The following is a 25,125-nucleotide window of genomic DNA, read 5'->3' as shown; positions in this document are numbered from 1 at the left end:
TATCTATTAGGTGAAAATGCCGCTTATAACTTTACTTGTGGTTATGTAGGTGCATCTGCGGCTTTAGCTTAATATGACGAGTTTGCAGCAAACCTAGGTGAATGAACATGACAGATAACATTAGCAACCCCGCCGAACCCGTGTGGACGGTTGTCCAACAAGCCGCCACCGATGACGGTTTGCACCTGTTACGCGTGCTGGATGTAGGAGCGAGTTTCCCGTTTCGGAACTACCCGGAACGCTTGTAACTGAACAGTCCCCCCTTACCCAAACGCACTAAATTTGCGACACTCCCCCGATGACCCAACAACTGAAAGACCACAGCCTCAAACAGCTTAACAGCCAGTACCTTGCCAAGCTCACGCCGGAGGAACTGCTGCACCTGTCGACCAAGTTGTTGCATGACCTGAAAGAAGCGCGGGAACAGATCAACCAAAACTCCAACAACTCCTCCAAACCACCCAGCAGCGGTTTCCCGTGGGAAACGTCACCCAAAACGGTGGCTTTGCCCGAAACAGAAGGGGTGGGTGCAGCCAGAGGAAAGCCAACCCCGGAACCAGAAGCTGTGGCGGGCACAAAGCCAGCCCAACCAGCCAAACGCAAAGCGGGTAAACAACCCGGCGCACCGGGTTATGGTCGGGTATGGCATCCGCCCATCAATGCAGACGAACACCATTACCCCAGCCGATGTGAAGCCTGTGGCAGGTCCCTGGATGCGGCTGTCTCCCGTATTTATACCGCCTATGACAGTGTGGACATCCAGTTTGGCACGGATGGGAACCCCGGACTGACCGTCATCACCACCCGCCACCACCTTCACGATAGCGTATGCACCTGCGGTCATGTGAGCCGCCATATCCCGCATCGCCAAGCTCCCGACCCGTTATACCCGGAGGTTGATGTGGGCGAGTGGCGGCTGATTGGGGGCAATCTGGCGGCACTTATTGTCCACCTACGGCTGCGCTCACGCTTGTCACTGCGTGGCACACAAGAACTGTTGCGGGAGGTGTTGGGCATTCCCCTAAGTGTCGGGGTGTTGCAGCAATGTTTTGAGGAAGCAGCCGCGAGTGCTTCTCCATTGGAAGATGCCTTGGTGGAAGGGCTGTTGGCAGAAGCCACCGCTGACGGCGGGGTGCTGTATATTGATGAAACCTCTTGGAAAGAGCGTGGCGAAGCCCTGTGGCTATGGACATTCGTCACCACCCTCAGCGTTTGTTTCTACGTAGGGCAGCGCACCATTGAAATGCTCGACAACGTGATTAGCCCCCACTTTGGGGGCTGGCTGATGAGTGATGGCTATGCCGCTTACCGCCACCACCCCAAACGCTTGCGTTGCTGGGCGCACCTGATCCGCAAAGCCCGTGGGCTGGCAGAATCACTGGACAAAGACGGGCGGACGTTTGGCAACTTCACCCTCGCTTGGCTGAGGGTATTACAGGACGACATTTACGCTTGGCGGGCAGCAGGCGGCACGGTGGGGACGCAAACCGACGTGATCCGTCAACGCCATCAGGCAAAACTCCTGGAATTCAGGGCATTATGCTTGATCCATGCCGTATCTGCCCATGACAAGACGGCGGCACTGGCGAAAGAGTTCATCAATGATTGGGATGCCATTTTCCGAATCCTTGACCACCCGTGGCTTCCCTTGACCAATAATGAGGCTGAGCGGGCGTTGCGCCATTGGGTGATCCTGCGCAAAACCAACCATGGCACAAAGAGTGCTACGGGGAGCCGTGCGTTTGCCATGCTGGCCAGCATCATCGGTACTTGCCGCAAACGTGGACAGTCTGCCTTGGCTTATCTTGCCAGTGTTATTACCGCTGCCCGCGCTGGCTTTGCCCTGCCCGCTTTACCGCAAGGGGTGGGGATGTGATCAATTACGAACGCTTCAGCATTTTGTGGGAGTTTACCGAACTCGACGCCGAAGGCTTGCCCAGTGCGGCAGAACTCACCCGCATGAAGGATTTTGAAAACGCCTTGTGTGCAGTGATGCAAGCCGACCATGCCGCGTTATTGGTGATGGTGTTCACCGAGCCTACGCACCGCGAATTTATCTGGTTGGCACGCCATAAATCCGCTTTCCAAACCCGGCTCAATACGGCGGAAAGTTTGGGCGCTAAACTCCCTATCACCCTTGACCATGAAACCGATGCGCTAGGCGAGTTCTACCTGTCATATGCGACGAAAGTGGTGGAACGCTTGAAACCGACGGTGGGCTGAGGCTCATGCCCTAGGGGTCAGGATAACAACGCGTGTGGTTATTTTTTGTTTTGGCAAAACGTATCGAATGCTTCTGGCGTCAACTCGAACTGGTGTTGCTTTGCCAATTCCCAAGAGCGTTCACATTGGTTAGTTGCCTGACACCAAGTGTATCCGGCGGAACCAATGCACCCATGCGCATCCCGATCTCCACCCACTACTGGCGGCGCAACGGGATTGGGTTTGGTTTCGTTACAGGCACTCAAGGTAAGCGCTAATGCGGTTGCAAATACAAGTTTGATAGCATTCGTCACAATTTTCTCCTTAAAAATATTTTGGTGGCCAATAGTTTATCATGATCATTATGAAGGAAAATACCATGCAGCGATTCGGCTTCAAAATCATGAAAAAGAACCTGCCGGAGGAGGCACAGGTCGTCCACGCCGCCATTGCCCAGCAACGCCCGCTGGAGGTTGGCCTGTATCAGGGCGATGCGGAAATCTGGGAATTCGTGGTCGCCACCTTGCGCGAAGCTGCCCAGCCGATCCCCGTCAACACCCATTTCAACCATTACCAAGCGACGCTGTTTGGGCTTGACCGGCAGGAGGAGGCATTGCACCAGCAGTTTGCCTCCGCCAAAACCCTCGGTTCGACGTATTCGATTATGCACGCTCACAAGTATTCGCTCAGCCAGCGCCCGGCGTTTCGTGACGCACTGAGCGAACATCTGACGCGGCAATTGCGCTTGTTGGAACGCTTTTGTGCGGAATACGATCATCCGGTTCACATCGAGAATACGTTCCACTCGCTGGCGTTTTATCGGTGGCTGTTTGAGCTGGTGGAACGGCTGGAGTTGCGTTACGTCCACTGCTGTTTCGACATCGGTCATGCCAAGATTTGGTCGCCGGAAAGCCTGCCGCAATGGTTGCAATGGCTGCACGAACTGGAGGGCAAAGGCGTGCGGCTCCATTTCCACCTGCACGCCAACAACGGGCTGAGCGACCAGCATCTCACCTTTGTCGAAAGCGAAAGCCTCGGTTTGAACCGGGCGGATGACTACACCCAAGCATGGGATTACTTCACGGCGCTGGCGCAATTGCACCAGCAGTTTCCTGACAGCCGCAAGGTGTTTGAGGTCAAACCGGCGCTGGCGGTGGCGAATATGGAGCTGGTGATGGCACGGTTGGCGTAAGCCAATAGCTGGCGAGCTTGCCCCAAGGAAGTTCCATGCCTTTTGTCACCGTTTGATCTGCCATGCTGACTTACACTGGCAGTATCAACACAGGAGGGATGTGTTATGCCCCGACAAATCCTCATCATCAACGGTTCTTACCGCCCCAACGGTGTGACCGACCAGACGCTCGCTCTGATGGCAGATACTCTGCGTGCTCATGATGCCAGCAGCGAAACCATCAACTTGCGCGATTACCCGATTGAGTTCTGCCTGAACTGCCGCGAATGTACCCAACAGCCGGGGACAGCGCCGGGTCAGTGCATCCAGCACGATGGGATGCAGGCGTTGGTGGATAAAATCGAAGCTGCCGATGCCTACATCTTCGCCTCCCCGACCAATTTCGGTGGTGTAACGGCGCTGTTCAAGCGTTTCATGGAACGGCTGGTGATGTACGCCTACTGGCCGTGGGGTGCATACGCCCCCAAAACCCGCAAGGCCGGGTTGCCCAGGAAAAAGGCAGTGTTGGTAGCTTCGTCTGCCGCGCCCGGCTTGCTGGGGCGCTGGGTGTTCGGCACATTGCCGCAACTGAAACAGACCGCACAAGTCATTGGCGCTGCCCCCGTCGGCAAGCTGTTTACCGGGCTGATCAGTCAGGAGTCGCACCTCAAGCTGCCGGAATCGGTGCAACGCAAGGCTAGGGCGCTGGCGCTGAAACTGCTGTGAGTTTGCCCCCAGTGCAGGCAAGGTAGATTTGCTGCCATGACCCGATCGGGGCAGAATGGACGGATCGTATTTTCAGGAGTTTCACCATGCGAATCCTTCACACCATGTTGCGCGTCGGCGATCTGGAACGCTCGATTACGTTTTACACCAACGTCCTCGGTATGCAACTGCTGCGCCGCAAGGATTACCCGGCGGGCGAATTCACCCTTGCCTTCATCGGTTATGGCGACGAAACCGACCAGACCGTGCTGGAGCTGACCTACAACTGGGGCGTGGACCAGTACGAACTGGGCACGGCTTTCGGGCATATCGCGCTGGAAGTGCCGGATGTGTACGCCGCCTGCGACAAAATGCGGGCAGCGGGCGGCAAGATCATCCGCGAAGCCGGGCCGATGAATGCAGGTACGACCATCATTGCTTTCCTCGAAGACCCGGATGGTTATCAGATTGAGCTGATTGGTGAGAAGCACCAGCGGGGTTGAGGAGGGCATGATCCACTACAAGGTCAACGCCCCTGTTGCGGTCGAGCAGTTCATCGACGTGTTGCGGCGTTCCACGCTGGGCGAACGCCGCCCGATTGACGACCGCGAGTGCATGGAAGGCATGGTCAACAACAGCAACCTGCTGGTGACAGCATGGGATGGCGACCAACTGGTGGGCGTAGCGCGTTCCATGACCGACTTCCATTACGCCTGTTACCTGTCTGATCTCGCAGTTGACCAAGACTACCAGCGACAGGGCATCGGCAAGCAATTGCAAATCCTCACCCAGCAGCAATTGGGCAGGCATTGCAAGCTGATACTGATTGCAGCTCCGGCGGCGAATGCGTATTACGGGCGGATTGGATATACGCAGATGCCGCGTTGCTGGGTGTTGGATGGGGAGAAAACATTGAAGCATTGATGATTGGGAAGTGAAAATTCATTGAAGTTCCTTCTTGCAAGACAGACTGCTTTTCTAGTCGGAAAAATAGCATGTTTTTTAGTACTAGCGAATTAGTGAACTTGATGATAGATTCATATCAACGGCACTCACGCAATTAGTGTAGGTTGGCTGTGAACAAATAAGAAGTTGTCAACTTTCGCCTGTTTGTACTCCAAACTATAGAGACAACTTGTTAATCACAATGGATAAATTTGTTATTTATCAATGACTTTTCTAATTTTACAGTGAGTTATTGACTCAAGAGCATGGAAATAGAAATACCATTACCTAAATCCGACGAAGTCTTGTTTACCGCACGAGATATTACATATGGTGAGCAAATCGCTCCACTATCGCGCCTCAAAATTCTTGATGCTGATCGCTGGGAAGACTTCACCTTAGAGTTGGTTTATTACTGGAAAACACAATATGTAAAAGTTGTTCGTTGTGGTGGTGGTGGCGATATGGGACGCGACGTGATCGCGTACTCTAACCTGCCATCTGGAGAATGGGAAAACTTCCAATGTAAACATTACAGTAGTAAGCTAAACGTTGCACAAGCATTATTAGAAATTGGGAAACTTTTATATTATGCATACAAGGGTGAACTTACTGTCCCAGTAAAATATTATTTTGTTACCCCATTAGGCATATCAACAGACTTGCTTAATCATCTAAGAAATAGTGAAAAACTCAAGTCAGCATTGCTTAATCGATGGAATGACGAATGTCGAAGCAAAATAACAAGCAAGCGAGATAATAATATTGAATTAACAGATGATTTACAGAACTTCATAAAATCGGTAAATTTTCATATATTTGATCATATTCCTCCTATGGAGATATTAGATTTGCACTCTAATACACCATTTCATGTGACACTGTTTGGATCGCAAATCAAAAGAAGACCAAAAATTCCTATTCCCCCCAGTAATTTGGCAGATAATGAAATAATTTACACATCTGAGTTACTACGTGCTTTCAGCGATGCAGAAGGAGAAAAGCTCGATACTTACTCTCTATCAAATAATGACGATTATAAGGATGAATATGAAAGTGCTCGTAAAAACTTTTATGCAGCAGAAGATTTAGAAAGATTTTCGAGAGATTGGCTTCCTGATAACTCTTATCAAGAACTTATTGATGAGTGTTATGAAGTTATATCTCCTACGATTAAAAAGAAATTTGAAAACGGTTATGAGCGTTATCTTTCAACTACAGAGCAAGCATCCATTGCTAACTATTCTTCGCATCCTTTGAAGGATTACATAAAAACACAAGACAAAAAAGGTATATGCCATCAACTTGTTAATGAAAGCCGCATCAAATGGGTAAGAGGAAAACCTCATGGATAAGCGTACAATATTTAATAACCCCATAGAAATTGGCACGCGAATATCTCTCATATTGACAGCCTTAGACTGTAAGTTAAACTTGGATGATTTAGTGCTTCTTGATTATGCGTTATTATATTCAAAAGAGTTTGGTGGCCCTGAAAATCTTCATCCTGCAATGCCTAATCATATTGCAGAAATTGCACAACGACGTGAATCTTTACCTGATGCAATACAGTTTTTTGTCAAAAGGGGGATAATTGATTTACTTATTGATAAGTCAGGTTATTATTTTTGCAGCAATGAGTATACGTTAGACTTTGTGTAACTGAACAGTCCCCCCTTACCCAAACGCACTAAATTTGCGACACTCCCCCGATGACCCAACAACTGAAAGACCACAGCCTCAAACAGCTTAACAGCCAGTACCTTGCCAAGCTCACGCCGGAGGAACTGCTGCACCTGTCGACCAAGTTGTTGCATGACCTGAAAGAAGCGCGGGAACAGATCAACCAAAACTCCAACAACTCCTCCAAACCACCCAGCAGCGGTTTCCCGTGGGAAACGTCACCCAAAACGGTGGCTTTGCCCGAAACAGAAGGGGTGGGTGCAGCCAGAGGAAAGCCAACCCCGGAACCAGAAGCTGTGGCGGGCACAAAGCCAGCCCAACCAGCCAAACGCAAAGCGGGTAAACAACCCGGCGCACCGGGTTATGGTCGGGTATGGCATCCGCCCATCAATGCAGACGAACACCATTACCCCAGCCGATGTGAAGCCTGTGGCAGGTCCCTGGATGCGGCTGTCTCCCGTATTTATACCGCCTATGACAGTGTGGACATCCAGTTTGGCACGGATGGGAACCCCGGACTGACCGTCATCACCACCCGCCACCACCTTCACGATAGCGTATGCACCTGCGGTCATGTGAGCCGCCATATCCCGCATCGCCAAGCTCCCGACCCGTTATACCCGGAGGTTGATGTGGGCGAGTGGCGGCTGATTGGGGGCAATCTGGCGGCACTTATTGTCCACCTACGGCTGCGCTCACGCTTGTCACTGCGTGGCACACAAGAACTGTTGCGGGAGGTGTTGGGCATTCCCCTAAGTGTCGGGGTGTTGCAGCAATGTTTTGAGGAAGCAGCCGCGAGTGCTTCTCCATTGGAAGATGCCTTGGTGGAAGGGCTGTTGGCAGAAGCCACCGCTGACGGCGGGGTGCTGTATATTGATGAAACCTCTTGGAAAGAGCGTGGCGAAGCCCTGTGGCTATGGACATTCGTCACCACCCTCAGCGTTTGTTTCTACGTAGGGCAGCGCACCATTGAAATGCTCGACAACGTGATTAGCCCCCACTTTGGGGGCTGGCTGATGAGTGATGGCTATGCCGCTTACCGCCACCACCCCAAACGCTTGCGTTGCTGGGCGCACCTGATCCGCAAAGCCCGTGGGCTGGCAGAATCACTGGACAAAGACGGGCGGACGTTTGGCAACTTCACCCTCGCTTGGCTGAGGGTATTACAGGACGACATTTACGCTTGGCGGGCAGCAGGCGGCACGGTGGGGACGCAAACCGACGTGATCCGTCAACGCCATCAGGCAAAACTCCTGGAATTCAGGGCATTATGCTTGATCCATGCCGTATCTGCCCATGACAAGACGGCGGCACTGGCGAAAGAGTTCATCAATGATTGGGATGCCATTTTCCGAATCCTTGACCACCCGTGGCTTCCCTTGACCAATAATGAGGCTGAGCGGGCGTTGCGCCATTGGGTGATCCTGCGCAAAACCAACCATGGCACAAAGAGTGCTACGGGGAGCCGTGCGTTTGCCATGCTGGCCAGCATCATCGGTACTTGCCGCAAACGTGGACAGTCTGCCTTGGCTTATCTTGCCAGTGTTATTACCGCTGCCCGCGCTGGCTTTGCCCTGCCCGCTTTACCGCAAGGGGTGGGGATGTGATCAATTACGACTTTGTTTCATGTCTAAAAGCTGATTATTACAAAAAGGCTTGGGAGCGACTCAATTGGTTGTCTGATAACAAACAGTGGATCATAAATATGAGTGTTATTGATTTGGCGAAGAGCGAAATATGATCATAAAGAAAGTTGAAGTAAAAGGTGCAGGAAAGAAAAGTGCCATCATTGAATTTGAAGCAAGTCTAAATGTTGTTGCTGGTGCTTCTGATACTGGAAAATCATATATTATAAAATGCTTTCAGTTTATTTTTGGCGCAGATGCTCCGCCCAAACCAATTGAACAAGCTAATGGTTATACACATCTCGAAGTAACTTTTGAAACAAATGATAAGAAATCTCGCTTTACTCTATCAAGGGAGCTTAGGGAAAAATCAGACATTACATGCATTGAGTTAACCAATAATAATATGGCAACCACTCTAAAGCCATCGCATAAAGGATCCCCAAATCTATCTAGATTCTTTCTTGATCAATTTAATCTTGGTAATAAAGTACTTGCTAAAGGCAAGGAATCAATGAACCATTCTGCATTGACACTACGTATTTTAGAAAAGATTTTTCTGGTAGATGAGACACGTATCATTTCAGAGAGTTCCCCATTAGGGAAAGGTCAAAACACAGAAAAGACACAAGAATTATCACTTTTAAAAACCTTGTTGACTGGAGAAGATGATTCAAAAATTCTCGATGCAAAAGAAGATAAAATATCAAAGACGAATGCTAAACAAAAGTTAGATAATCTTGAGGATTTTTTAAGACAGTTTTTCCCAAGCGAAGAAGATGCAAAAAAATCACTTATAAAACTAGACGAGATACTTCAAGGATTGGAAATCACCTATGAACAAGCCGAAGAAGAACTCAATCAACTTATTGCATCTAATAATTTACTCGTGACCGAACGAAACCAATTCCGGGATAATGCTAATTCAATAAGCCGGATGATTACTAATGATGATATTTTAATTGGGCGATTTAGGATTCTAGAAAAAAAATATCTTTCAGATCGTGAACGTTTAGAAGCCAATTCTGAAGCGGTTGTTTATATCGAACAACAAAAGATTGTAAATTGTCCTATGTGTGGCAGCGAGCTTACAGAAGAAAAAGAGATTGATGTTGACACCATTATTCAGGGAAATATGGCAGAAATTATTAAGCTTGACAAACATATTAAGGATTTGCGTTCAACAATACGTAACACTGAGAACTTTATAGATAAACGTAAGATAGAACTCACTGCTTATATGAATGAGGTTGGCAGAATTGATGCATTGCTGGAAGAGACAGTTGGTAACAAACTAAAAGTAAATCGTAAACTTTTACGAGACCTTGACTTGACTCGATCTAAATTTAGGCAGCAACGAGATCAAGAAAAGAAACGGCAAAATATACTGGAAGAAATTGGGCGCTTACAAGTTGCATATAATGATATTTCAGATACTTATAAACTTGATGATTTCTCAAAAGAGACGAAACAGTTTTCCGAGGAAATTAAAAAAATATTAGTCCGATGGGGCTTTCCAAATGGTAATGATACTGTTTTTGATATTGATACTAGAGATATAGTTGTCGCTGGAAAGCCTAGAAGTCACTTTGGCAAAGGTTATAGAGCTATTTGTTTTGCGGCAATTATTATTGGCCTGATGGAGTATCTTATTCCGAAAGGACGGCATCCGGGATTTATCATCCTCGACTCTCCACTAACTACGTATCGCAAACGAGATGAATCTGTTGAAATAAAGGATGAGGAGGTTTTCTTGGCTAATGATTTAATTTATGCATTTTATCGTGATCTTTGCGATTATTATAAAAATAGTCAGATTATTATATTCGATAACCAAGAACCAGATGAGTGCCTTCATTCAGAAATGAATTATATCCATTTTTCCAAAAACGAAAATATTGGTCGTTATGGTTTTTTTCCTATAAATTAGTATTTTGCAGTGACCGTAATTAGAAAGACGTTTAGCTATCCCCTATTGTATTTCCTCAAACACCTAGCCCACCCAGTTCTCCAGCTTCAACCCCTTAACCCGCTCAAACTCTTTGGTGTTATTCGTCACCAGCGGCACATCCAGACTCAGCGCATGGGCGGCAATCATCATATCCAGCGGCCCAATCGGCTGCCCGCGTTTTTCCAAATCAGCACGCAGTTCACCATACAGGAAAGAGGCGGATTCGTCGTAATCCACAATACGGAACGGCAACAGGAAATTGTTCAGGGCTTCCAGATTGGTTTGTACCCGCTGGCTTTTCTGCGCACCGTAGTAAAGCTCCGAAGTGGTCACGGATGAAATGAAAACACTGCCGGGTTGCAGTTGCCGAAAGCGCTGGAGCACTTCGGACGGTTTGCGCTTGATGAGGTAGATGCAGATATTGGTGTCCAGCAGGTAGTTCATGCAAACAGGTCTTCGCGTTGTTGTTGTGCGGGTTGTTCGCGTCCATCCGTCATGAAATCGGCTGAGAATTGCTCAAGGCTCTTGAACAAGCTGTCCCATGAATTGCAGATAGGGTGCAATATCAGGTTGTTGCCGATTTTCTTTATGGCAACTTCCTTACCTTCAAAACGGAATTCTTTGGGGATGCGCACGGCCTGACTTGCGCCATTTTGAAACAAGGTTGCGGTTTGCATGAGCTTCCTCCCTTACGTTGAAATATATATTATTAGTATATACTTTGGCATCAAGCTTTGCCACTGCCAATAACGGCGTGCATTAACGCCGCCTTCTTTAAACGTGACGGTATTTCGATATTCATACAGACTTGATGTGCGTCGCTGTTTCAGCATACGCAGCAACCACCCGATGGCATTCCCCCGCCAAATACAGTGGCGACGACAATACCCCTATGCATAGTCGTGAAATTATCCGTTAAAGTATAAAACACAAGGTAGTTTTGAGCTTTTTTTGGATGAAAAACAAGGGTGTTTTGGCATTTGGCAATAGATCAGCCTGCCAGCAGGTGTTTTCTGCATCTCAGAATGCCCGTCAACTTACCTTGTAAAATAAAAGTCAACCTTTTAAATTGCAAGGTATGAAAAAATAACGAGCGACTGGGCTTGGTGAGTGAAAAGCTGATCAATGTGCCGTTTCGATATGTTTAAGCACGCCGATTCTGCCACCACAACAAAACTCCCGCGCCCACAATCAGCCCAGTGCCAAGAAAGAAATTCCACCCCAGCACATCCTGAAACAGGAACACGCTGAACAACGTCGCCGCCACCACCTGCGCATTCAGCCACGGTGACAGTTCCGCAGCGGGGAGCAGCGTATACGCCTTGATTAGCAGGAAATGCCCAATCGCACCGAACGCGCCCATGCTGATCAGCAGCAGCCATTGCAGCGCATCCGGCGTTTTCCACCACAGCGGAATGAGGCAGCAGATTCTCATCATTCAAGGTTGGTGCTATATTCCCAGCAAAGCGGCAGAGGTGAGCAGCAGACATGAAACCCAAAACAACCGTGGTAATGCGCAACATTATCCAGCAAATCCGTGCAAACTTCCCGTTTGCCATGAGCGAGCAACAGCTATGCGCCGAAACCTGTAGTCATGGCTGCTCCATCAAGCTGCTGGAATACATGGATATGGAAATCACCGAATGGGAGCGGCGGCTGGATAATGGCGAAATTCCCAACTTTGGCGATATTCAAAAACTATCTAAATCGAGCACAAACATTTACAAGATTCTGGAAAAAAACCATTTGGTGAATGTTCTATAATCTATCGAAAAAGGGCTACTGCCCAAAACAAAATGGATTAAACACCGCACGTTGCCACAAACGCTTACGCTCCATTTCCCCCATGCCCGCCGCTTCGCAGGTTGCCACCCAGTTCCGCCGAATAGTGGCAACTTGCTGGTCGATTTTGTCCTGTGCTGCTGCGGTTGTCAGTTGGAAAACATAGCAAACTGACAGGATATTTTCCAGCGTTGAGAAGTTACCCTGTGAACCGCCAATCTGCATGGCTTGAGTTGCTTCACGCCCGGATCGCAGTTGTGGACACAAATCATAAGCAGGCGTGAGTTGCAAGGTTTTGCCATCCCAGAAAGCGGCATGGTTACGGGCATGATCGTCCGTATTGCCCATCAGGATATTGAACACTAGGCGCTGAAACAGTTCGTGCAAAGTCGCGGTAGGGTTAGCAAACCGTTGACGAATCAGGTCGGCGAGGTCATGGTAGCTGGCATACCGCGCTTCCATCTCATTCAAACCCAACAGGCTCAAACCACTCAGCAACATACGGCGATGTATCTGGTTTGTCTGATGAATGCGGTCGAAGCGCTTTACCAATAAAACATCTTTGCCCAGTGCGGTTGTCAGTTGTGTGTCGGCAACGCTTAGCCCTATCTGTTTAGCCAGTTGCATAGCGACATACTCAGCTTTCACTATGTCGTAGTGATCGGTGGAGATACTAAATTTAGCAATGTAGCTGTATTGCCCATCGCTGATCAGGGCTTTAGGGCGTGCGCCACCGACACTCGTACCGTGCCGCAGTGCAATATCCAGTTCTGGAGGCAATGGCTTGCCGCTGTCGATCATCCCCGCTGCGAGGAGCAGGTCTTGCAGTTCGGTTTTCTGGAGCTGTCGCGGTTGATATTCTGTGCCACTGTGTTGGAAATCTAGCGCCCCGATACGGTTACTGCCTGATAGCAATAAATAGTCGAGTTCATCTGGGGTGAAACTAGCGTACTGGTAGCTGATAACCCGCCGCCCCCACGCATCAGGTGCAGCATCCCGCAGGCAGGAATGGATGGTATTCAAACCTTCCGGCTGAAATGTGCCGCCACGCAAAGGCAATTCAAACGGTGACAGAGCAATAGCATCTGCCCGCTCACGATAGCTTCTCCCATAGGTAAATGCGTGCAGTTGTCCTTGCCTGATAATCCTACCAGCCACTACTGGTTCAGATTGTTCAGGCAGCCAAACCCAGACATAAGCGCTCTCGGCATGGTGCGGCTTAGAAATCATCATTTAGCTCCACTGGTGGTGTGCGTGCCCGTTCTGGCAACAAGCTGGCAAGACTAGCAACTGTGGTCGACAAGCGCTGTAAATCGCGAGCATTATCTGCCAACAAGGGAATACCCACGATGGCAGCCGCTTCAAATACCGTACCGATGGCAACTTTTGCATCGCCCTTTTCAAGGATGCTGACCGTTTGGCGGCTGACCCCTAAACGTTCTGCCAACTCCTGCTGGGGCATTTTGCGTTCCAGACGCGCCGCACGGATCATGCCGCCAAAAACTTGCAACGTTGTTCGAGTGCGAGTCGATAAGCTAGGAATCTTTGTCATATTTACCATGCCTAATCTTAGTTAACGTTAATTATAGCAAGCATTTTATGAATTAACAGAACCCAATAAATCTATTTACAAGATAACCATATCGAATTATATCGTTTTTTTCGCTTTAAGATTTCGTGGATACTGCCCTCATTCAAGCTTCCCCTGAGGTAACAGAGCCATGACATTAAACACTGCACCGCTGCAAACCTTGCACGCTGACTTCGCTGAGCTGACGTTGGACGAGGCATTAATTGCGTTACGCCAACGTTTCGAGGGCAAGATCACGTTTTCCACCAGTTTCGGCTTGGAAGACCAAGTGATTACCGACGCGATTTTCCGCAACGGGCTGGACATCGAGGTATTCACGCTGGATACCGGACGCAATTTCAAGGAAACCTACGACACGCTCGATGCCACCCGCAATAAGTACGGCAAACAAATCAAAACTTATTACCCCGACACCGCAGCGCTTGAGCATTACGTCACCATCAAAGGCATCAACGCGATTTACGAATCGGTCGAGAACCGCAAAGAATGCTGCACCATCCGCAAGATCGAGCCGCTCAACCGCGCACTCAAAGGCGCACAAGTGTGGATCACTGGCTTACGGGCGGCACAATCCAGTTTCCGTGCCGACATGAACTTGTTTGAAACGGACGCGCAGCGCGAATTGATTAAATTCAACCCGTTGCTGAATGCCACCTCGGCGCAATTGTGGGGCTACATTCGCCAATACGCCATCCCCTACAACCCACTGCACGGACAAGGTTTCCCCAGCATCGGCTGCGCCCCGTGCACCCGTGCGATTACCGAAGGCGAAGACGAGCGTGCCGGACGCTGGTGGTGGGAATCCCACAACCAAGAATGCGGCTTGCACGATGGCACACACAACCCGTTGAAAAAGGCAGCTTAATGGAACGCACGGCAACACCCAAACCCTTGAATGCCCTCGCCCCCAACGGTTCTGCGGTCGAACACATTAAAGACCGCAGCAACTACTTACGCGGCAATCTGGTGGAGGATTTCCACAATCCGCTGACGGGCGCAATCAGCGAAAACAATGTGCAATTGGTGAAATTCCACGGCTCATACATGCAGGATGACCGCGACGTGCGTCTGCATCGCCAAGACAAAAAGCTCGAACCGGCGTATTCCTTCATGATCCGCCTGCGCGTGGCGGGTGGCGATTTAAGCGCCGACCAATGGGTGAAGCTGGACGACATCAGCAACCGCTACGGCAATGGCACGTCACGCATAACCACGCGCCAAGCCTTGCAGTTCCACGGCATTATCAAGTTCGACATGAAAAACACCATCCAAGCAATGGATGCTGCCTTGCTGGATAGCATTGCAGGCTGTGGCGACGTGAACCGCAATGTGATGTGTGCACCCGACCCCACCCTGTCGAACTTCCATGCCGAAGTGTTCCCGTGGGCGCAAAAGATCAGCGACCATTTGCTGCCACGTTCGCGTGCCTACCACGAAATCTGGTTAGACGAAGCCGAGGGCAAAACGCTGGTGGCAGGCGGTGAAGCGGAAGCAATCGAACCGCTGTACGGCAAGCATTACCTGCCGCGTAAATTCAAAATTGCGATTGCGATTCCACCGTTCAACGACATGGACATCTATGCCAACGACATCGGGCTGATTGCGATTGAAGAAAACGGCAAGCTGGCAGGCTTCAACGTCGCGGTAGGCGGTGGTTTGGGCTTTACGTTTGGGCGTAACGACACTTACGCACGGCTGGCCTCGACGATTGGTTTTTGTACACCGGAACAGGTATTGGATGTGTGTTTCCACACCGTTGCGATCCAACGCGATTACGGTAACCGCCAAGACCGCAAGCTGTCACGCTTCAAATACACCCTCGACCAGTACGGGCTGGACTGGTTTAAGCAAGAACTCAACGCACGTTTAGGCCTTGCGCTGGGCAAAGTCCGTGCCTTTGAATTTGCAACCACGGGCGACCGTTTTGGCTGGCATTCCACTACCGATGGCTTGTGGCATCTGGGTTTGCGGCTCGAATACGGGCGCGTGCTGGACAATGACACCCACCGCCTGAAATCCGCCTTACGCCGCATTGCCGAGCAAAACCTGTGCGGTTTTCGCATGACGGGCAACCAAAACTTGATCCTGACCGGGGTGCACGAAGACGACATCGACACCGTGGAAAATACGCTGCAAGCGCACGGCTATGCTGCCGATGCCAGCCATTTATCCGGCTTGCGGCGCAATTCCATTGCCTGCGTCGCGCTCAATACCTGCCCGCAAGCGATGGCGGAAGCCGAACGTTATTTGCCCGAATTGATCAGCAAGCTGGAAGTATCGTTGGATAAACACGGCTTGCGTGATGCTGACATCAAAATCCGCATGACCGGCTGTCCGAATGGCTGTGGGCGTTCGGTGCTGGGTGAAATTGGTTTGATTGGCAAGTCGCCGGGACGTTACAACCTGTATCTGGGGGCAAGCAGCAATGGCGACCGCTTGAATACGCTGTACCATGAGAACCTCGACGAAGCGGCTATTTTGAGCACACTCGACAGGCTATTTGCTGACTTTGCCGCCCAGCGCATTGACAGCGAGCCATTCGGGGATTTCGTGGTTCGCCAAGGCTATTTGCACTTCGTCTAGAATTTACGCTAAACCGTCCTGAATACACTAGAATGTTACAGGCTGATGTCGCCGACATCACAGAGGAGGAGCGTAATCATGGATGCCTTATATACTAAAACAGCTAAAGGCTATGACGAAGTGGAAACCAAAGCCGGAGGGCTACCTCCGGTATTGCGGCGCGTGCTTATTTTTGTCAATGGTAAGCGCAATATCGATGAGTTAAAAACCTTACCCAGAGTGGATAATCTCCAACAAGCCTTATTACAACTCGAACAAGATGGCTACATCTATCGTGCCTCAAGCACCAACCGCACCCCAACGCCATCCCCAGCAGCAGCCGTTGCCTCACCTGAAACAGTACCTGCCACTGTTCCCGTTTCTGATGGTGAATTCAGACCCTTGCCCCCAACCAATAGCCCACTACACATCCAGCAAGTGCGTAATTTCATGAGTAATACGTTGAGCGTATTTGTCGGCTCGTTTGGCTCTAGCGCCTTGCTAGGGCGCTTACAGAATGCACAAACCCACGCCGACTTTCGCAGCTTATTTTCTGAATGGTATACCGCCATTACTGGGTCGAGAGACGGGCGGCGCGAGGCAGACAAGCTCCGTGCCGAGTTGCTGAAGCTCATCTAGTCCTTCTTAATCTGTTATCAAGATATAAACATCTAATTTTATCGTTTTTTTAAATTAAGCAATTACCGGATACTGCGTTGCATTCAAGTTTACCTAGGATGCAACGTTATGTTGTTCACAGCATTAAAACCTCAGCAACGAATTCTCAGTCACCTCGACTGGCTCGAAGCCGAAGCTATCCACATCCTGCGCGAAGTGGCGGGGCAATGCAGCAACCCCGCGTTGCTGTTTTCCGGCGGAAAAGATTCCATCTGCTTACTGCGCTTGGCGGAAAAAGCCTTCCGCCCCGGACGTTTCCCGTTTCCCTTACTGCACATCGACACCGGGCATAACTACCCCGAAGTCATCGCCTTCCGCGACCGCAAAGCCGCTGAAATCGGCGAACGCCTAATCGTGCGTTCGGTGGAAGATTCCATGCAGCGTGGCACAGTCGTGCTTAAACATACAGGCGAATCACGCAACAAACACCAATCCGTCACCTTGCTGGAAGCGATTGAGGAACACGGTTTTGACGCTTGCATCGGTGGCGCACGCCGCGACGAAGAAAAGGCACGTGCCAAAGAACGCATCATGAGCTTCCGCGACGAATTCGGGCAATGGGATCCGAAAAACCAACGCCCCGAACTGTGGAATCTGTACAACGCCCGCAGTCACAAGGGTGAAAACATCCGCGCTTTCCCGATTTCCAACTGGACGGAACTGGATGTGTGGCAATACATCGAGCGCGAAAATCTAGAATTACCCAGCATTTACTTCGCGCACAACCGCCCGATTGTGTACCGCCAAGGTTCCATCGTGCCAGTGACCGACATTACCCCCGCAAAAGCGGGCGAGGAAATCATCGACCTGCAAGTGCGCTTCCGCACCGTCGGCGACATTACCTGTACTGCGCCAGTGATTTCTAACGCGGATTCGATTGAAAAGATTATTGCGGAAACGGCGACCACCACCATTACCGAACGCGGCGCGACCCGCTTGGATGACCAAGCCTCCGAAGCAGCCATGGAACAACGCAAAAAAGAGGGGTATTTCTAATGACACATCCAATTGAAGACCACGGCTTGCTGCGCCTGTTGACCTGCGGCAGTGTCGACGATGGCAAAAGCACCCTGATTGGGCGCTTGCTGTTTGATTCTAAAGCGATTCTGGCGGATACCCTGAGCGCCATTACCAAAACCTCGCAACGGCGCGGAATGCAGGAGGTGGACTTGTCATTGCTCACCGATGGCTTGCAAGCCGAACGCGAGCAAGGCATTACCATTGACGTGGCGTATCGCTATTTCACCACTGGCACGCGCAAATTCATCATTGCCGATGCGCCGGGGCATGAGCAATACACCCGCAACATGGTGACAGCCGCTTCCACCGCCAACCTTGCGATTATCTTGGTGGATGCGCGGAAAGGTGTGTTGACCCAGACGCGTCGCCATTCGTATTTGGCGCATTTGGTGGGCATTCCGCACTTGCTGGTGGCGGTGAACAAAATGGATTTGGTCGAGTTTAGTCAGGCACGTTTCGAGGAAATCAAACGCGATTATCTGGATTTTGCCGGACAGTTGGGGATTCGCGAGGTGCAATTCATCCCACTCTCCGCCCTCAACGGCGACATGGTGGTGGATCGTGGCGAGAACCTGAACTGGTATCAAGGCCAAACCCTGATGGAGATTCTGGAAACCACGCCGAGTGCACAGCGCCGCCATGCCGCTGCGTTCCGATTCCCGGTGCAATACGTGTGTCGCCCGCAGGATGCCAGCAATCCCGCCTTGCATGACTACCGAGGTTTCATGGGGCGGGTCGAATCCGGCAGCATTGCCGTGGGTGACAGCGTAACGGTGTTGCCTTCCGGTTTAAGCAGCACGGTGAAGGCGATTGAACTCGGCGGCGCAGCATTAGCCGATACCGCCACCGAGCAATCGGTCACGCTGTTGCTGGCGGATGAAATCGACATTTCACGGGGTGACATGATCGTGAAAACCGGCGAGTTACCTTCGCAAACCAAGCAATTGGCAGCAACCGTGTGCTGGTTGGCGGAAAGCCCGCTGGATCGGGCGCGGACTTACCTGATCCGCCACACCACCCGCGCTACCAAAGCGAAGCTGGCAGAGATTGCTTACCGCGTGGACGTGAACAGTTTGGAAAAACAAGCAGTGAACCAATTGGCGATGAACGATATTGCCAACGTCACTTTCAAACTGGCGCAACCGTTGTTTATAGATGCGTATGCGGATAATCGTGGCACAGGTGCATTCATCGTGATTGATGAAAGCACCAATAATACCGTCGGTGCGGGAATGATTTTACAGGAGAATATTTATGTTGCTTGATCGTTGGTTAAAAACCGAAGAAGCAGCGGAAGAAATTCTGCACACTGGGCGGGAACGCCCTATTCGTAGCTTGGTAAAAGCCATTTCGTGGCGGGTGACAGGCACTATCGACACCATTATTTTGTCGTGGTTGTTTACGAGCAATATCAGCACCGCCATTGCCATTGGCTTGACGGAAGTGCTGACTAAAATGTTCCTGTATTACGCCCATGAACGCATTTGGAATCGGCTTCATCTAGGGCGCGAAAAGCTTACGCCTGTTGCTGCATCACCAAGTGATGCACATTGCGATAACGCTCCATGAGCTGATGCCCAAACAGCGGGTCGCTATGCGCCTCAACGGATTGTTCGACGGCAACCCAATCAGCCGCTTCCAAAGTGCTATTAATCAGCGGGAATAGCTCAGCTTCCTCAGTGTTCAGGTGGGCTTTCTGCGCCTCAATGAATGCCGTGATTTTGCCCTGTAGCTCTTGGCGGCTCAAGATCGCACTGTCATTGATCACGTTATCCAGCAACCCTTGGAAGGCTTGCGTAATCGTTGGCAAGTCTTGATGTTCCAGCAGCACACCAGCAATCACCGTTGCCGCTTCGCTAGAACGGGCACTAAACACCTCATAAATGGTGTCTTCCTTCGGATGGTGAATCTGGTCGGAATAGCGGCGAATATAATCAGCAATATCGGTCATTAACAGTAAGTCGGCATCCCCGCCCGTAGCGAGTAAGTCAGCTTGTTGCTCAAGCAACGTCAACAACTTTGCCAGATTGACATGATCTTGATGCAGGTCGGTCATAATCTTATGCATAGTGATGCTCCTTGTTCCGAAAAATGTTGCGATGCACACTGATCATAGGGGAATCAGTAGGCGATATAAGCGACAAAAATCATATTTTCTCTGCTTTTTCACGAACAAAATGCTGCACCCATGCTAGCGCTGCCTTCAGATTCTCCGCCGCTTGTGCCGTTAACGCATCCCCTAGCTCAAACGCATAACCGCGTATGTGCAACAAATACGCAGGCGGCGCATCCACCCCATACACTTGCCGGAAGGCATGAAGCACCGCCGCAGGTGATATCGCATGACTGGTGTAACTGCTATCCTGTTGCGCGGTGAGTTGTTCCACGACATACGGCGCAGCACAGCTCATATCCGCATCCATGAACAGCACGTATTCGCGCCCCACTAAGTCGGTAATGTGCTCAACGTGGAGCTGCATATCGGTTTGGCATTCGACACCCAGCAAGTCTTGGGCGGCGATTGCTTCCAGCAACAACGACCCCAGTGCATCATCGCCACACCCCGGATTGCCATAACCAAATAGCAGAATCGGGGGCAGCGCACTCACAATGCGCACTCCACCACGCCATCCATGTTTTTGCTGACACGATTGAGGACTTCTCCCGTCGCGCTCACCACTTCCACCTGTAATGGCATTTTGCCCAGCGCATGGGTAGCGCACGACAAACACGGGTCATACGCCCGCACCGCCACTTCCAGATGATTGAGCAAGCCTTCGGTAATCTCATGCCCATCGAGGTACTGATTAGCCACCGAACGTACTGATTCATTCATTGCCTGATTATTGCTGGTAGTGGAAACAATCAAGTTGGCCTTTTCAATCAAGCCTTGCTCATTGACCTGATAGTGATGGAACAACGTGCCACGTGGGGCTTCGATCACGCCGATCCCTTGCGCCCGTTTTGCGCCCGTTACCACCAAATCCGTCCCCGTAATATCGGGGTCGTTGAGCAGTTCCTGAATCGCTTCGGCGCAATGCAGCATTTCGATCATCCGTGCCCAATGGAACGCCAGCGTGTCATGCACATACGCACCACCCGCAAAGGCACGGAAGCGTACCCGCGCCGCTTCCGCCAGCGGGGTGGGAATGCTGTCGCACAGGTTGACCCGCGCCAGTGGCCCGACCCGATACCAGCCGTTGTCCTTGCCAATCGCAGTGAGGTAAGGGAATTTCATGTACGACCAGTTGCGCACTTCTTCGCGGATGGCGGAACCGTAATCGCGGTAATCGAACTGGTCGAAAATATCGCTACCATCGGCACGTCGGGCGCGTAAGCCACCGTGATACAACTCCAGTTCACCTTGCGCCCCGACCATGCCCAGATAGTTGGTCGACAGGGTGGCGAAAGCGTGGTTTTCCGGGTGTTGCAGGTGGATGGTTTCATTGAGTGTGACCGCATCCTGCGACCAGCGGATAATATCGGCAATATCCACCAGCAGGGCTTTACGCTCGTCATCGCTCAAGGCTTTGTTCATGCCGCCGGGAATAGCCGCCGCGCCGTGGATGCGCTTGCCTGCAATTGCAGCAATCACCTGCTGCCCGTATTTACGCAGTTTTACGCCTTTCAGACCAATGTCGGGGTAATCTTCCAGCACACCGACGATATTGCGGTGCGCCAGATTCGAGCCGAACCCGAACAGGAAATCGGGCGACGACAGGTGGAAGAAATGCAGCGCGTGCGATTGCAATACCTGCCCGAAATGGATCAGGCGGCGCAGCTTGGTGGCGGTTGGGGTCAGTTCATCCACCCCAACAATCTGGTCTACCGCTTTCGCCGCTGCCAGATGATGCGAAACCGGGCAAATCCCGCACAGCCGTTGCACAAAATAAGGCACTTCGGTGTAGGGGCGACCTTGGATGAATTTCTCAAAGCCGCGAAATTCGACAATGTGCAAACGCGCTTCCTGCACATGGTTGTCGGCATCCAGCAGCAGGGTAATCTTGCCGTGCCCTTCCACCCGCGATACAGGGTCAATGGCGATGCGGCGCGTGTTGCTTGCAGTGTGTTCCATGTCCAGACCCTCAATCGTAATGCAGCATGGCTTTCGGCAGAGAAGGTTCTTTTCCCGCCAACAAGTCGCTCAGAATGGTGAAAAACGCATCGCCCGATGGTGGGCAGCCCGGCAGGTAGTAATCCACCCGCACCACTTCATGCAGGGGGTGAACCTTGGACAGCAGCAGCGGCAATTCAGGGTCAGACGGAATCATCGGGTTATCCACCCCCACGCCGTTTAAATAGGCTTCTTCCAGACATTCCTGCACCGTGTAATGGTTGCGCATCGCGGGCACGCCGCCGTTGATGGCGCACGCCCCAACCGCAATCAGGATTTTGCATTGCTGGCGGAATTCGCGCAGTACATGCACGTTTTCGGCATTACACAAGCCGCCTTCCACCAGACCAATGTCACAGGGCTGGCAATGCTTGATGTCGGTGAGGGGGGAGCGGTCAAACTCGACGTATTCCAGCAAGCCGACCAGCCGCTCATCCATGTCCAGAAACGACATGTGGCAACCGAAACAACCTGCCAGTGAGGTAGTGGCAATACGGATCTTACTCATCGTGATGCTCCGTTTTTTGTAGACCAACGTGGGCAACATCGGATTCGGCAACCGAATGCAGGTCGAAGGTGCGCCGCCCAAACGGGACTTCACAGCCATGATTTTTCGGCAGGATTGCCCCGACCGGACAGATATGCGCGGCGGCATCGTCCAACGTCAAATCGCTGTCGCCCAGTTTGCCGCTGGAGGTGTTGACGATAATGTGTGCACTTGCGCCGCGCCCGCTGATGGCGAACACGTTTTTACCGTCCTGTTCGCGGCTGGCACGCACGCACAATTCGCACAGCACGCAACGGTCACGATCCAGCACCAGGTCGGGGTGGGAAGCATCCACCTCACGGCGCGGGTAAAACGGCGGGAAATGCCCGTCCAACATGCCGAAATGGTAGCCGAGGGCTTGCAGGGTGCAGTCGCCGGTTTTGCTACAGGTTGGGCATAAATGGTTGCCTTCCACGAACAGCATCTGCACCAGCGTCTTGCGCACTTCCTGCAAGGCGGGGGTGTTATTGTCGACTTTCATCCCAGCCGCAGCGGGCAAAGTACAGGCGGAAACACTGCGCCCGTCCACTTCCACCGTACACAGCTTGCAACTGCCGTGCGGGGTTAGCCCCGGTTTGTGGCACAGGTGCGGGATGTAGATGCCTGCTTCCAATGAAGCATCCATGATGGTTTGTCCGGGCGCGAAAGGGATTTCTTGCCCATCAATAAACAAGGTATTACTCATGACAAATGTGCCTCCGCATCATCGCGGTGGGTCAACTCGCGGGTAGTAGTCAGTGCCGCATCCAGATTAAAGAACGGCTCGTAATCCTGATGCAGCAAGCGTTCGGCGTAGACTTGCGGGAATTTCGCCAGCAAATCCAGCAGCGGATTGGCGGCGGTTTGCCCCAGCCCGCAATGCGAACGGCGTTTTACCAGCTTGCCCAACCGCGCCATTTCCTCACGGTCGTAAACCGTGCCATGCCCTGACGCGATCTTGTCGAGGTACTTGCGCAACAACGGTGTCCCGACGCGGCAAGGCGTGCAGAACCCGCAGCTTTCGTGGGCAAAGAAATGGGTGAAATTGCGCACCACCGCCAGCAAATCGCGCTGTGCGCTGTAAATCATGATCGAGCCGCCAGTGGCGAGGTCTTCAAACGCCAGTTTGCGCCCAAATTCCGCCCGCCCGATCAATGTGCCAGAAGGCCCGCCGATTTGTACGGCTTGCGCGTCTTGCCCACCGCACGCTTCCAGCAAATCTTGCACGCTAATGCCAAAGGGGTATTCGTAAATGCCGGGTGCAGTGCAGTCGCCACTGACGCTGAAGACCTTGCTGCCTGCGGATTGCGCTGTGCCGTGCGCCCGAAACCATTCCCCCCCGTGCACCGCAATGTGTACAGCGGCAACCAGTGTCTCTACGTTATCCACCACCGTCGGCTGCCCCAAATAGCCGTGCGTCACCGGAAACGGCGGGCGTACCCGTGGCACACCGCGCTTTTGTTCCAACGATTCGAGCAACGCCGATTCTTCGCCGCAAATGTACGCGCCCGCACCCAGCACAATGCTGATGTCGAAATTGAAACCGGGCTGGTTGAGGATATTTTCACCCAGCAGATTGGCAGTTCGCATTGCGTCGAGCGTGGCTTCCAGTGATGGCACGAGGTAGCGGTATTCACCGCGCAGGTAGAGGAAACCATGCTGCGCCTTGATCACGTAAGCACATAACGCCATGCCTTCAAACACTTGCTGTGCGTAACTGTGCAGCAATACCCGATCCTTGAAGGTGCCGGGTTCGCCTTCGTCGGCATTGCACACCACGTAATGTTCCGGGGCGGTGGCATCGCGGCAGAATTGCCATTTCATGGCAGTGGGGAAACCAGCCCCACCGCGCCCGCGCAGGCTGGCTTGCCTGATTTCAGCCAGTAACTGATCTGCACCAGCCTGAACCGCTGCCCGCAATCCGTCGCCAGCGGACAAGGTATCGTTGAGCAACAAACCGGCGTGGCGGATATTGTCCTGCACTGCAAACCAGTCGGCAGGCCATTCATCCAGCGGTGTGGCGGTGTTCACCAATTGCGCCAGATGCGGCAATTGTGCGGCAGTCAGTCTGACCAGAGTACGCCCATTGACCAACACAGCAGCACCCTGATCACACATGCCCACGCACGAAGTCTGGTCAATGCTGACCATGCCATCGGCACGGGTCACACCGGGTTGCACACCCAGCAAACCGCACAATTGCTGCATCAGCGTCAGGCCGCCACAACTGGTGCAATTACTGAACAGGATGTCGAAACGCCCGCGTGGGCTGCGGTGGAAAAAGCTGTAGAAATCAATCACGGATTCCACCTGACTGACGGGTAAATCCAGCTCGGTAGCGAGAGGGGCTATTTCCAGTGGAGGGATATGCAAGAAGCGACTTTGCAAATCATGCAAGCGGTGTAATAAATGGTCGTGAGGTTGCTGACCTGCGCCAGAAGATAATGATTTTGGCATGGCAGATGACTCGTTTTATTGCGTGTCTAGATGGACATTGTAACGCCACCCTGCAACCAATGTATGACTTAACTCAAGCAATCTGGGCAAAACGAAAAGGGAGCCGCAGCTCC

At 51.6% G+C, this 25,125-nt stretch carries 30 protein-coding genes; 18 read left to right on the top strand and 12 right to left on the bottom strand.

Features of this window, described 5'->3' with window-relative positions:
• Positions 1-107: 107 nt before the first annotated feature.
• The 3 genes from J1836_RS07660 to J1836_RS07650 are packed head-to-tail and all read left to right on the top strand — an operon-like array spanning position 108 to position 2,223.
• Positions 108-248 carry a hypothetical protein gene (locus J1836_RS07660; protein ID WP_207250476.1) on the top strand — a complete coding sequence of 47 codons (141 nt, stop codon included), beginning with the start codon at positions 108-110 and terminating at the stop codon, positions 246-248.
• 50 nt (positions 249-298) lie between these two features.
• Positions 299-1,876, top strand: coding sequence for an IS66 family transposase (gene tnpC, locus J1836_RS07655; RefSeq protein WP_242632653.1), 1,578 nt, complete (start codon positions 299-301; stop codon positions 1,874-1,876).
• Positions 1,873-2,223, top strand: a complete 351-nt coding sequence (locus J1836_RS07650; RefSeq protein WP_207250475.1) for a DUF695 domain-containing protein — start codon at positions 1,873-1,875, stop codon at positions 2,221-2,223. Before tnpC (J1836_RS07655) ends, J1836_RS07650 begins: the two co-directional genes overlap by 4 nt.
• Positions 2,224-2,261: 38 nt before the next feature.
• Here the strand turns inward: J1836_RS07650 and J1836_RS07645 are convergent, their stop codons facing one another.
• Entirely contained in the window at positions 2,262-2,516 is a 255-nt protein-coding gene (locus J1836_RS07645; protein ID WP_207250474.1) for a hypothetical protein, read from the bottom strand.
• Positions 2,517-2,557: 41 nt separating this feature from the next.
• Here J1836_RS07645 and J1836_RS07640 point away from each other — a divergent pair, with 41 nt between their 5' ends.
• The 8 genes from J1836_RS07640 to J1836_RS07605 all read left to right on the top strand — a co-directional run bounded on the left by J1836_RS07640 (position 2,558) and on the right by J1836_RS07605 (position 10,261).
• A complete protein-coding gene (locus J1836_RS07640; protein ID WP_207250473.1) occupies positions 2,558-3,394 on the top strand; it encodes an IolE/MocC family protein in 837 nt (278 codons plus the stop codon).
• Positions 3,395-3,499: 105 nt separating this feature from the next.
• Positions 3,500-4,099, top strand: a complete 600-nt coding sequence (locus tag J1836_RS07635; protein ID WP_207250472.1) for a flavodoxin family protein — start codon at positions 3,500-3,502, stop codon at positions 4,097-4,099.
• An 86-nt stretch (positions 4,100-4,185) separates the two neighbouring features.
• Positions 4,186-4,581: a lactoylglutathione lyase gene (gene gloA, locus J1836_RS07630; RefSeq protein WP_207250471.1), complete on the top strand. Its 396-nt coding sequence runs from the start codon at positions 4,186-4,188 to the stop codon at positions 4,579-4,581.
• 7 nt (positions 4,582-4,588) lie between these two features.
• Positions 4,589-5,002 carry a GNAT family N-acetyltransferase gene (locus J1836_RS07625; RefSeq protein WP_207250470.1) on the top strand — a complete coding sequence of 138 codons (414 nt, stop codon included), beginning with the start codon at positions 4,589-4,591 and terminating at the stop codon, positions 5,000-5,002.
• Between the two features lie 287 nt (positions 5,003-5,289).
• A complete protein-coding gene (locus tag J1836_RS07620; RefSeq protein WP_207250469.1) occupies positions 5,290-6,378 on the top strand; it encodes an ABC-three component system protein in 1,089 nt (362 codons plus the stop codon).
• Positions 6,371-6,685 (top strand): ABC-three component system middle component 2, encoded by a 315-nt coding sequence (locus J1836_RS07615; RefSeq protein ID WP_207250468.1) that lies wholly within the window; start codon positions 6,371-6,373, stop codon positions 6,683-6,685. Before J1836_RS07620 ends, J1836_RS07615 begins: the two co-directional genes overlap by 8 nt.
• Positions 6,686-6,735: 50 nt before the next feature.
• Entirely contained in the window at positions 6,736-8,313 is a 1,578-nt protein-coding gene (gene tnpC, locus J1836_RS07610; RefSeq protein WP_242632653.1) for an IS66 family transposase, read from the top strand.
• Positions 8,314-8,443: 130 nt separating this feature from the next.
• A complete protein-coding gene (locus J1836_RS07605; RefSeq protein ID WP_207250467.1) occupies positions 8,444-10,261 on the top strand; it encodes a hypothetical protein in 1,818 nt (605 codons plus the stop codon).
• Between the two features lie 63 nt (positions 10,262-10,324).
• Here J1836_RS07605 and vapC read toward each other — a convergent pair whose 3' ends face one another.
• From vapC to J1836_RS07590, 3 genes are all read right to left on the bottom strand, one after another.
• Positions 10,325-10,726, bottom strand: a complete 402-nt coding sequence (gene vapC, locus J1836_RS07600; RefSeq protein ID WP_207250466.1) for a type II toxin-antitoxin system tRNA(fMet)-specific endonuclease VapC — start codon at positions 10,724-10,726, stop codon at positions 10,325-10,327.
• A complete protein-coding gene (gene vapB, locus J1836_RS07595) occupies positions 10,723-10,959 on the bottom strand; it encodes a type II toxin-antitoxin system antitoxin VapB (RefSeq protein ID WP_207250465.1) in 237 nt (78 codons plus the stop codon). Before vapB ends, vapC begins: the two co-directional genes overlap by 4 nt.
• Positions 10,960-11,426: 467 nt before the next feature.
• The gene (locus J1836_RS07590; protein WP_207250464.1) at positions 11,427-11,720 is read right to left on the bottom strand and encodes an EamA family transporter; all 294 of its coding nucleotides are present in this window, start codon (positions 11,718-11,720) and stop codon (positions 11,427-11,429) included.
• A 50-nt stretch (positions 11,721-11,770) separates the two neighbouring features.
• Here J1836_RS07590 and J1836_RS07585 point away from each other — a divergent pair, with 50 nt between their 5' ends.
• A complete protein-coding gene (locus tag J1836_RS07585) occupies positions 11,771-12,046 on the top strand; it encodes a hypothetical protein (RefSeq protein ID WP_207250463.1) in 276 nt (91 codons plus the stop codon).
• 15 nt (positions 12,047-12,061) lie between these two features.
• Here J1836_RS07585 and J1836_RS07580 read toward each other — a convergent pair whose 3' ends face one another.
• Together J1836_RS07580 and J1836_RS07575 are read right to left on the bottom strand one after the other, a co-directional pair.
• Positions 12,062-13,297, bottom strand: a complete 1,236-nt coding sequence (locus tag J1836_RS07580; protein ID WP_242632766.1) for a type II toxin-antitoxin system HipA family toxin — start codon at positions 13,295-13,297, stop codon at positions 12,062-12,064.
• Entirely contained in the window at positions 13,284-13,616 is a 333-nt protein-coding gene (locus J1836_RS07575) for a helix-turn-helix transcriptional regulator (RefSeq protein WP_207250462.1), read from the bottom strand. Before J1836_RS07575 ends, J1836_RS07580 begins: the two co-directional genes overlap by 14 nt.
• A 169-nt stretch (positions 13,617-13,785) precedes the next feature.
• On the opposite strand from J1836_RS07575, the gene J1836_RS07570 reads away from it, so the two are divergent.
• From J1836_RS07570 to J1836_RS07545, 6 genes are all read left to right on the top strand, one after another.
• Positions 13,786-14,520, top strand: coding sequence for a phosphoadenylyl-sulfate reductase (locus J1836_RS07570; protein ID WP_207250461.1), 735 nt, complete (start codon positions 13,786-13,788; stop codon positions 14,518-14,520).
• On the top strand, positions 14,520-16,238 hold the full coding sequence (locus J1836_RS07565) for an NADPH-dependent assimilatory sulfite reductase hemoprotein subunit (protein ID WP_207250460.1): 1,719 nt from the start codon (positions 14,520-14,522) through the stop codon (positions 16,236-16,238). The genes J1836_RS07570 and J1836_RS07565 overlap by 1 nt, the downstream gene beginning before the upstream one ends.
• A gap of 78 nt (positions 16,239-16,316) precedes the next feature.
• On the top strand, positions 16,317-16,856 hold the full coding sequence (locus J1836_RS07560; protein ID WP_207250459.1) for a hypothetical protein: 540 nt from the start codon (positions 16,317-16,319) through the stop codon (positions 16,854-16,856).
• Between the two features lie 108 nt (positions 16,857-16,964).
• Entirely contained in the window at positions 16,965-17,891 is a 927-nt protein-coding gene (cysD, locus tag J1836_RS07555; RefSeq protein ID WP_207250458.1) for a sulfate adenylyltransferase subunit CysD, read from the top strand.
• Complete coding sequence (cysN, locus tag J1836_RS07550; RefSeq protein ID WP_207250457.1) at positions 17,891-19,180, top strand: sulfate adenylyltransferase subunit CysN; 1,290 nt, start codon at positions 17,891-17,893, stop codon at positions 19,178-19,180. The genes cysD and cysN overlap by 1 nt, the downstream gene beginning before the upstream one ends.
• Positions 19,170-19,484 carry a DUF2061 domain-containing protein gene (locus tag J1836_RS07545; protein ID WP_207250456.1) on the top strand — a complete coding sequence of 105 codons (315 nt, stop codon included), beginning with the start codon at positions 19,170-19,172 and terminating at the stop codon, positions 19,482-19,484. Before cysN ends, J1836_RS07545 begins: the two co-directional genes overlap by 11 nt.
• Here J1836_RS07545 and J1836_RS07540 read toward each other — a convergent pair.
• From J1836_RS07540 to J1836_RS07515, 6 genes are all read right to left on the bottom strand, one after another.
• Entirely contained in the window at positions 19,432-19,983 is a 552-nt protein-coding gene (locus tag J1836_RS07540; RefSeq protein WP_207250455.1) for a hemerythrin domain-containing protein, read from the bottom strand. The genes J1836_RS07545 and J1836_RS07540 overlap by 53 nt on opposite strands.
• Before the next feature lie 79 nt (positions 19,984-20,062).
• Positions 20,063-20,524 carry a hydrogenase maturation protease gene (locus J1836_RS07535; RefSeq protein WP_242632765.1) on the bottom strand — a complete coding sequence of 154 codons (462 nt, stop codon included), beginning with the start codon at positions 20,522-20,524 and terminating at the stop codon, positions 20,063-20,065.
• Complete coding sequence (locus J1836_RS07530; protein WP_207250453.1) at positions 20,521-21,990, bottom strand: Ni/Fe hydrogenase subunit alpha; 1,470 nt, start codon at positions 21,988-21,990, stop codon at positions 20,521-20,523. Before J1836_RS07530 ends, J1836_RS07535 begins: the two co-directional genes overlap by 4 nt.
• Before the next feature lie 10 nt (positions 21,991-22,000).
• Positions 22,001-22,537, bottom strand: a complete 537-nt coding sequence (locus J1836_RS07525; protein WP_207250452.1) for an NADH-quinone oxidoreductase subunit B family protein — start codon at positions 22,535-22,537, stop codon at positions 22,001-22,003.
• Entirely contained in the window at positions 22,530-23,261 is a 732-nt protein-coding gene (locus tag J1836_RS07520; RefSeq protein ID WP_207250451.1) for a 2Fe-2S iron-sulfur cluster-binding protein, read from the bottom strand. The genes J1836_RS07525 and J1836_RS07520 overlap by 8 nt, the downstream gene beginning before the upstream one ends.
• A complete protein-coding gene (locus tag J1836_RS07515) occupies positions 23,258-25,012 on the bottom strand; it encodes an NADH-ubiquinone oxidoreductase-F iron-sulfur binding region domain-containing protein (RefSeq protein ID WP_207250450.1) in 1,755 nt (584 codons plus the stop codon). Before J1836_RS07515 ends, J1836_RS07520 begins: the two co-directional genes overlap by 4 nt.
• Positions 25,013-25,125 lie beyond the last annotated feature (113 nt).

Origin of the sequence: Thiothrix fructosivorans (assembly GCF_017349355.1) — a bacterium.
Lineage (GTDB): Bacteria > Pseudomonadota > Gammaproteobacteria > Thiotrichales > Thiotrichaceae > Thiothrix > Thiothrix fructosivorans.
This window is presented reverse-complemented; position numbering and strand designations above follow the sequence as displayed.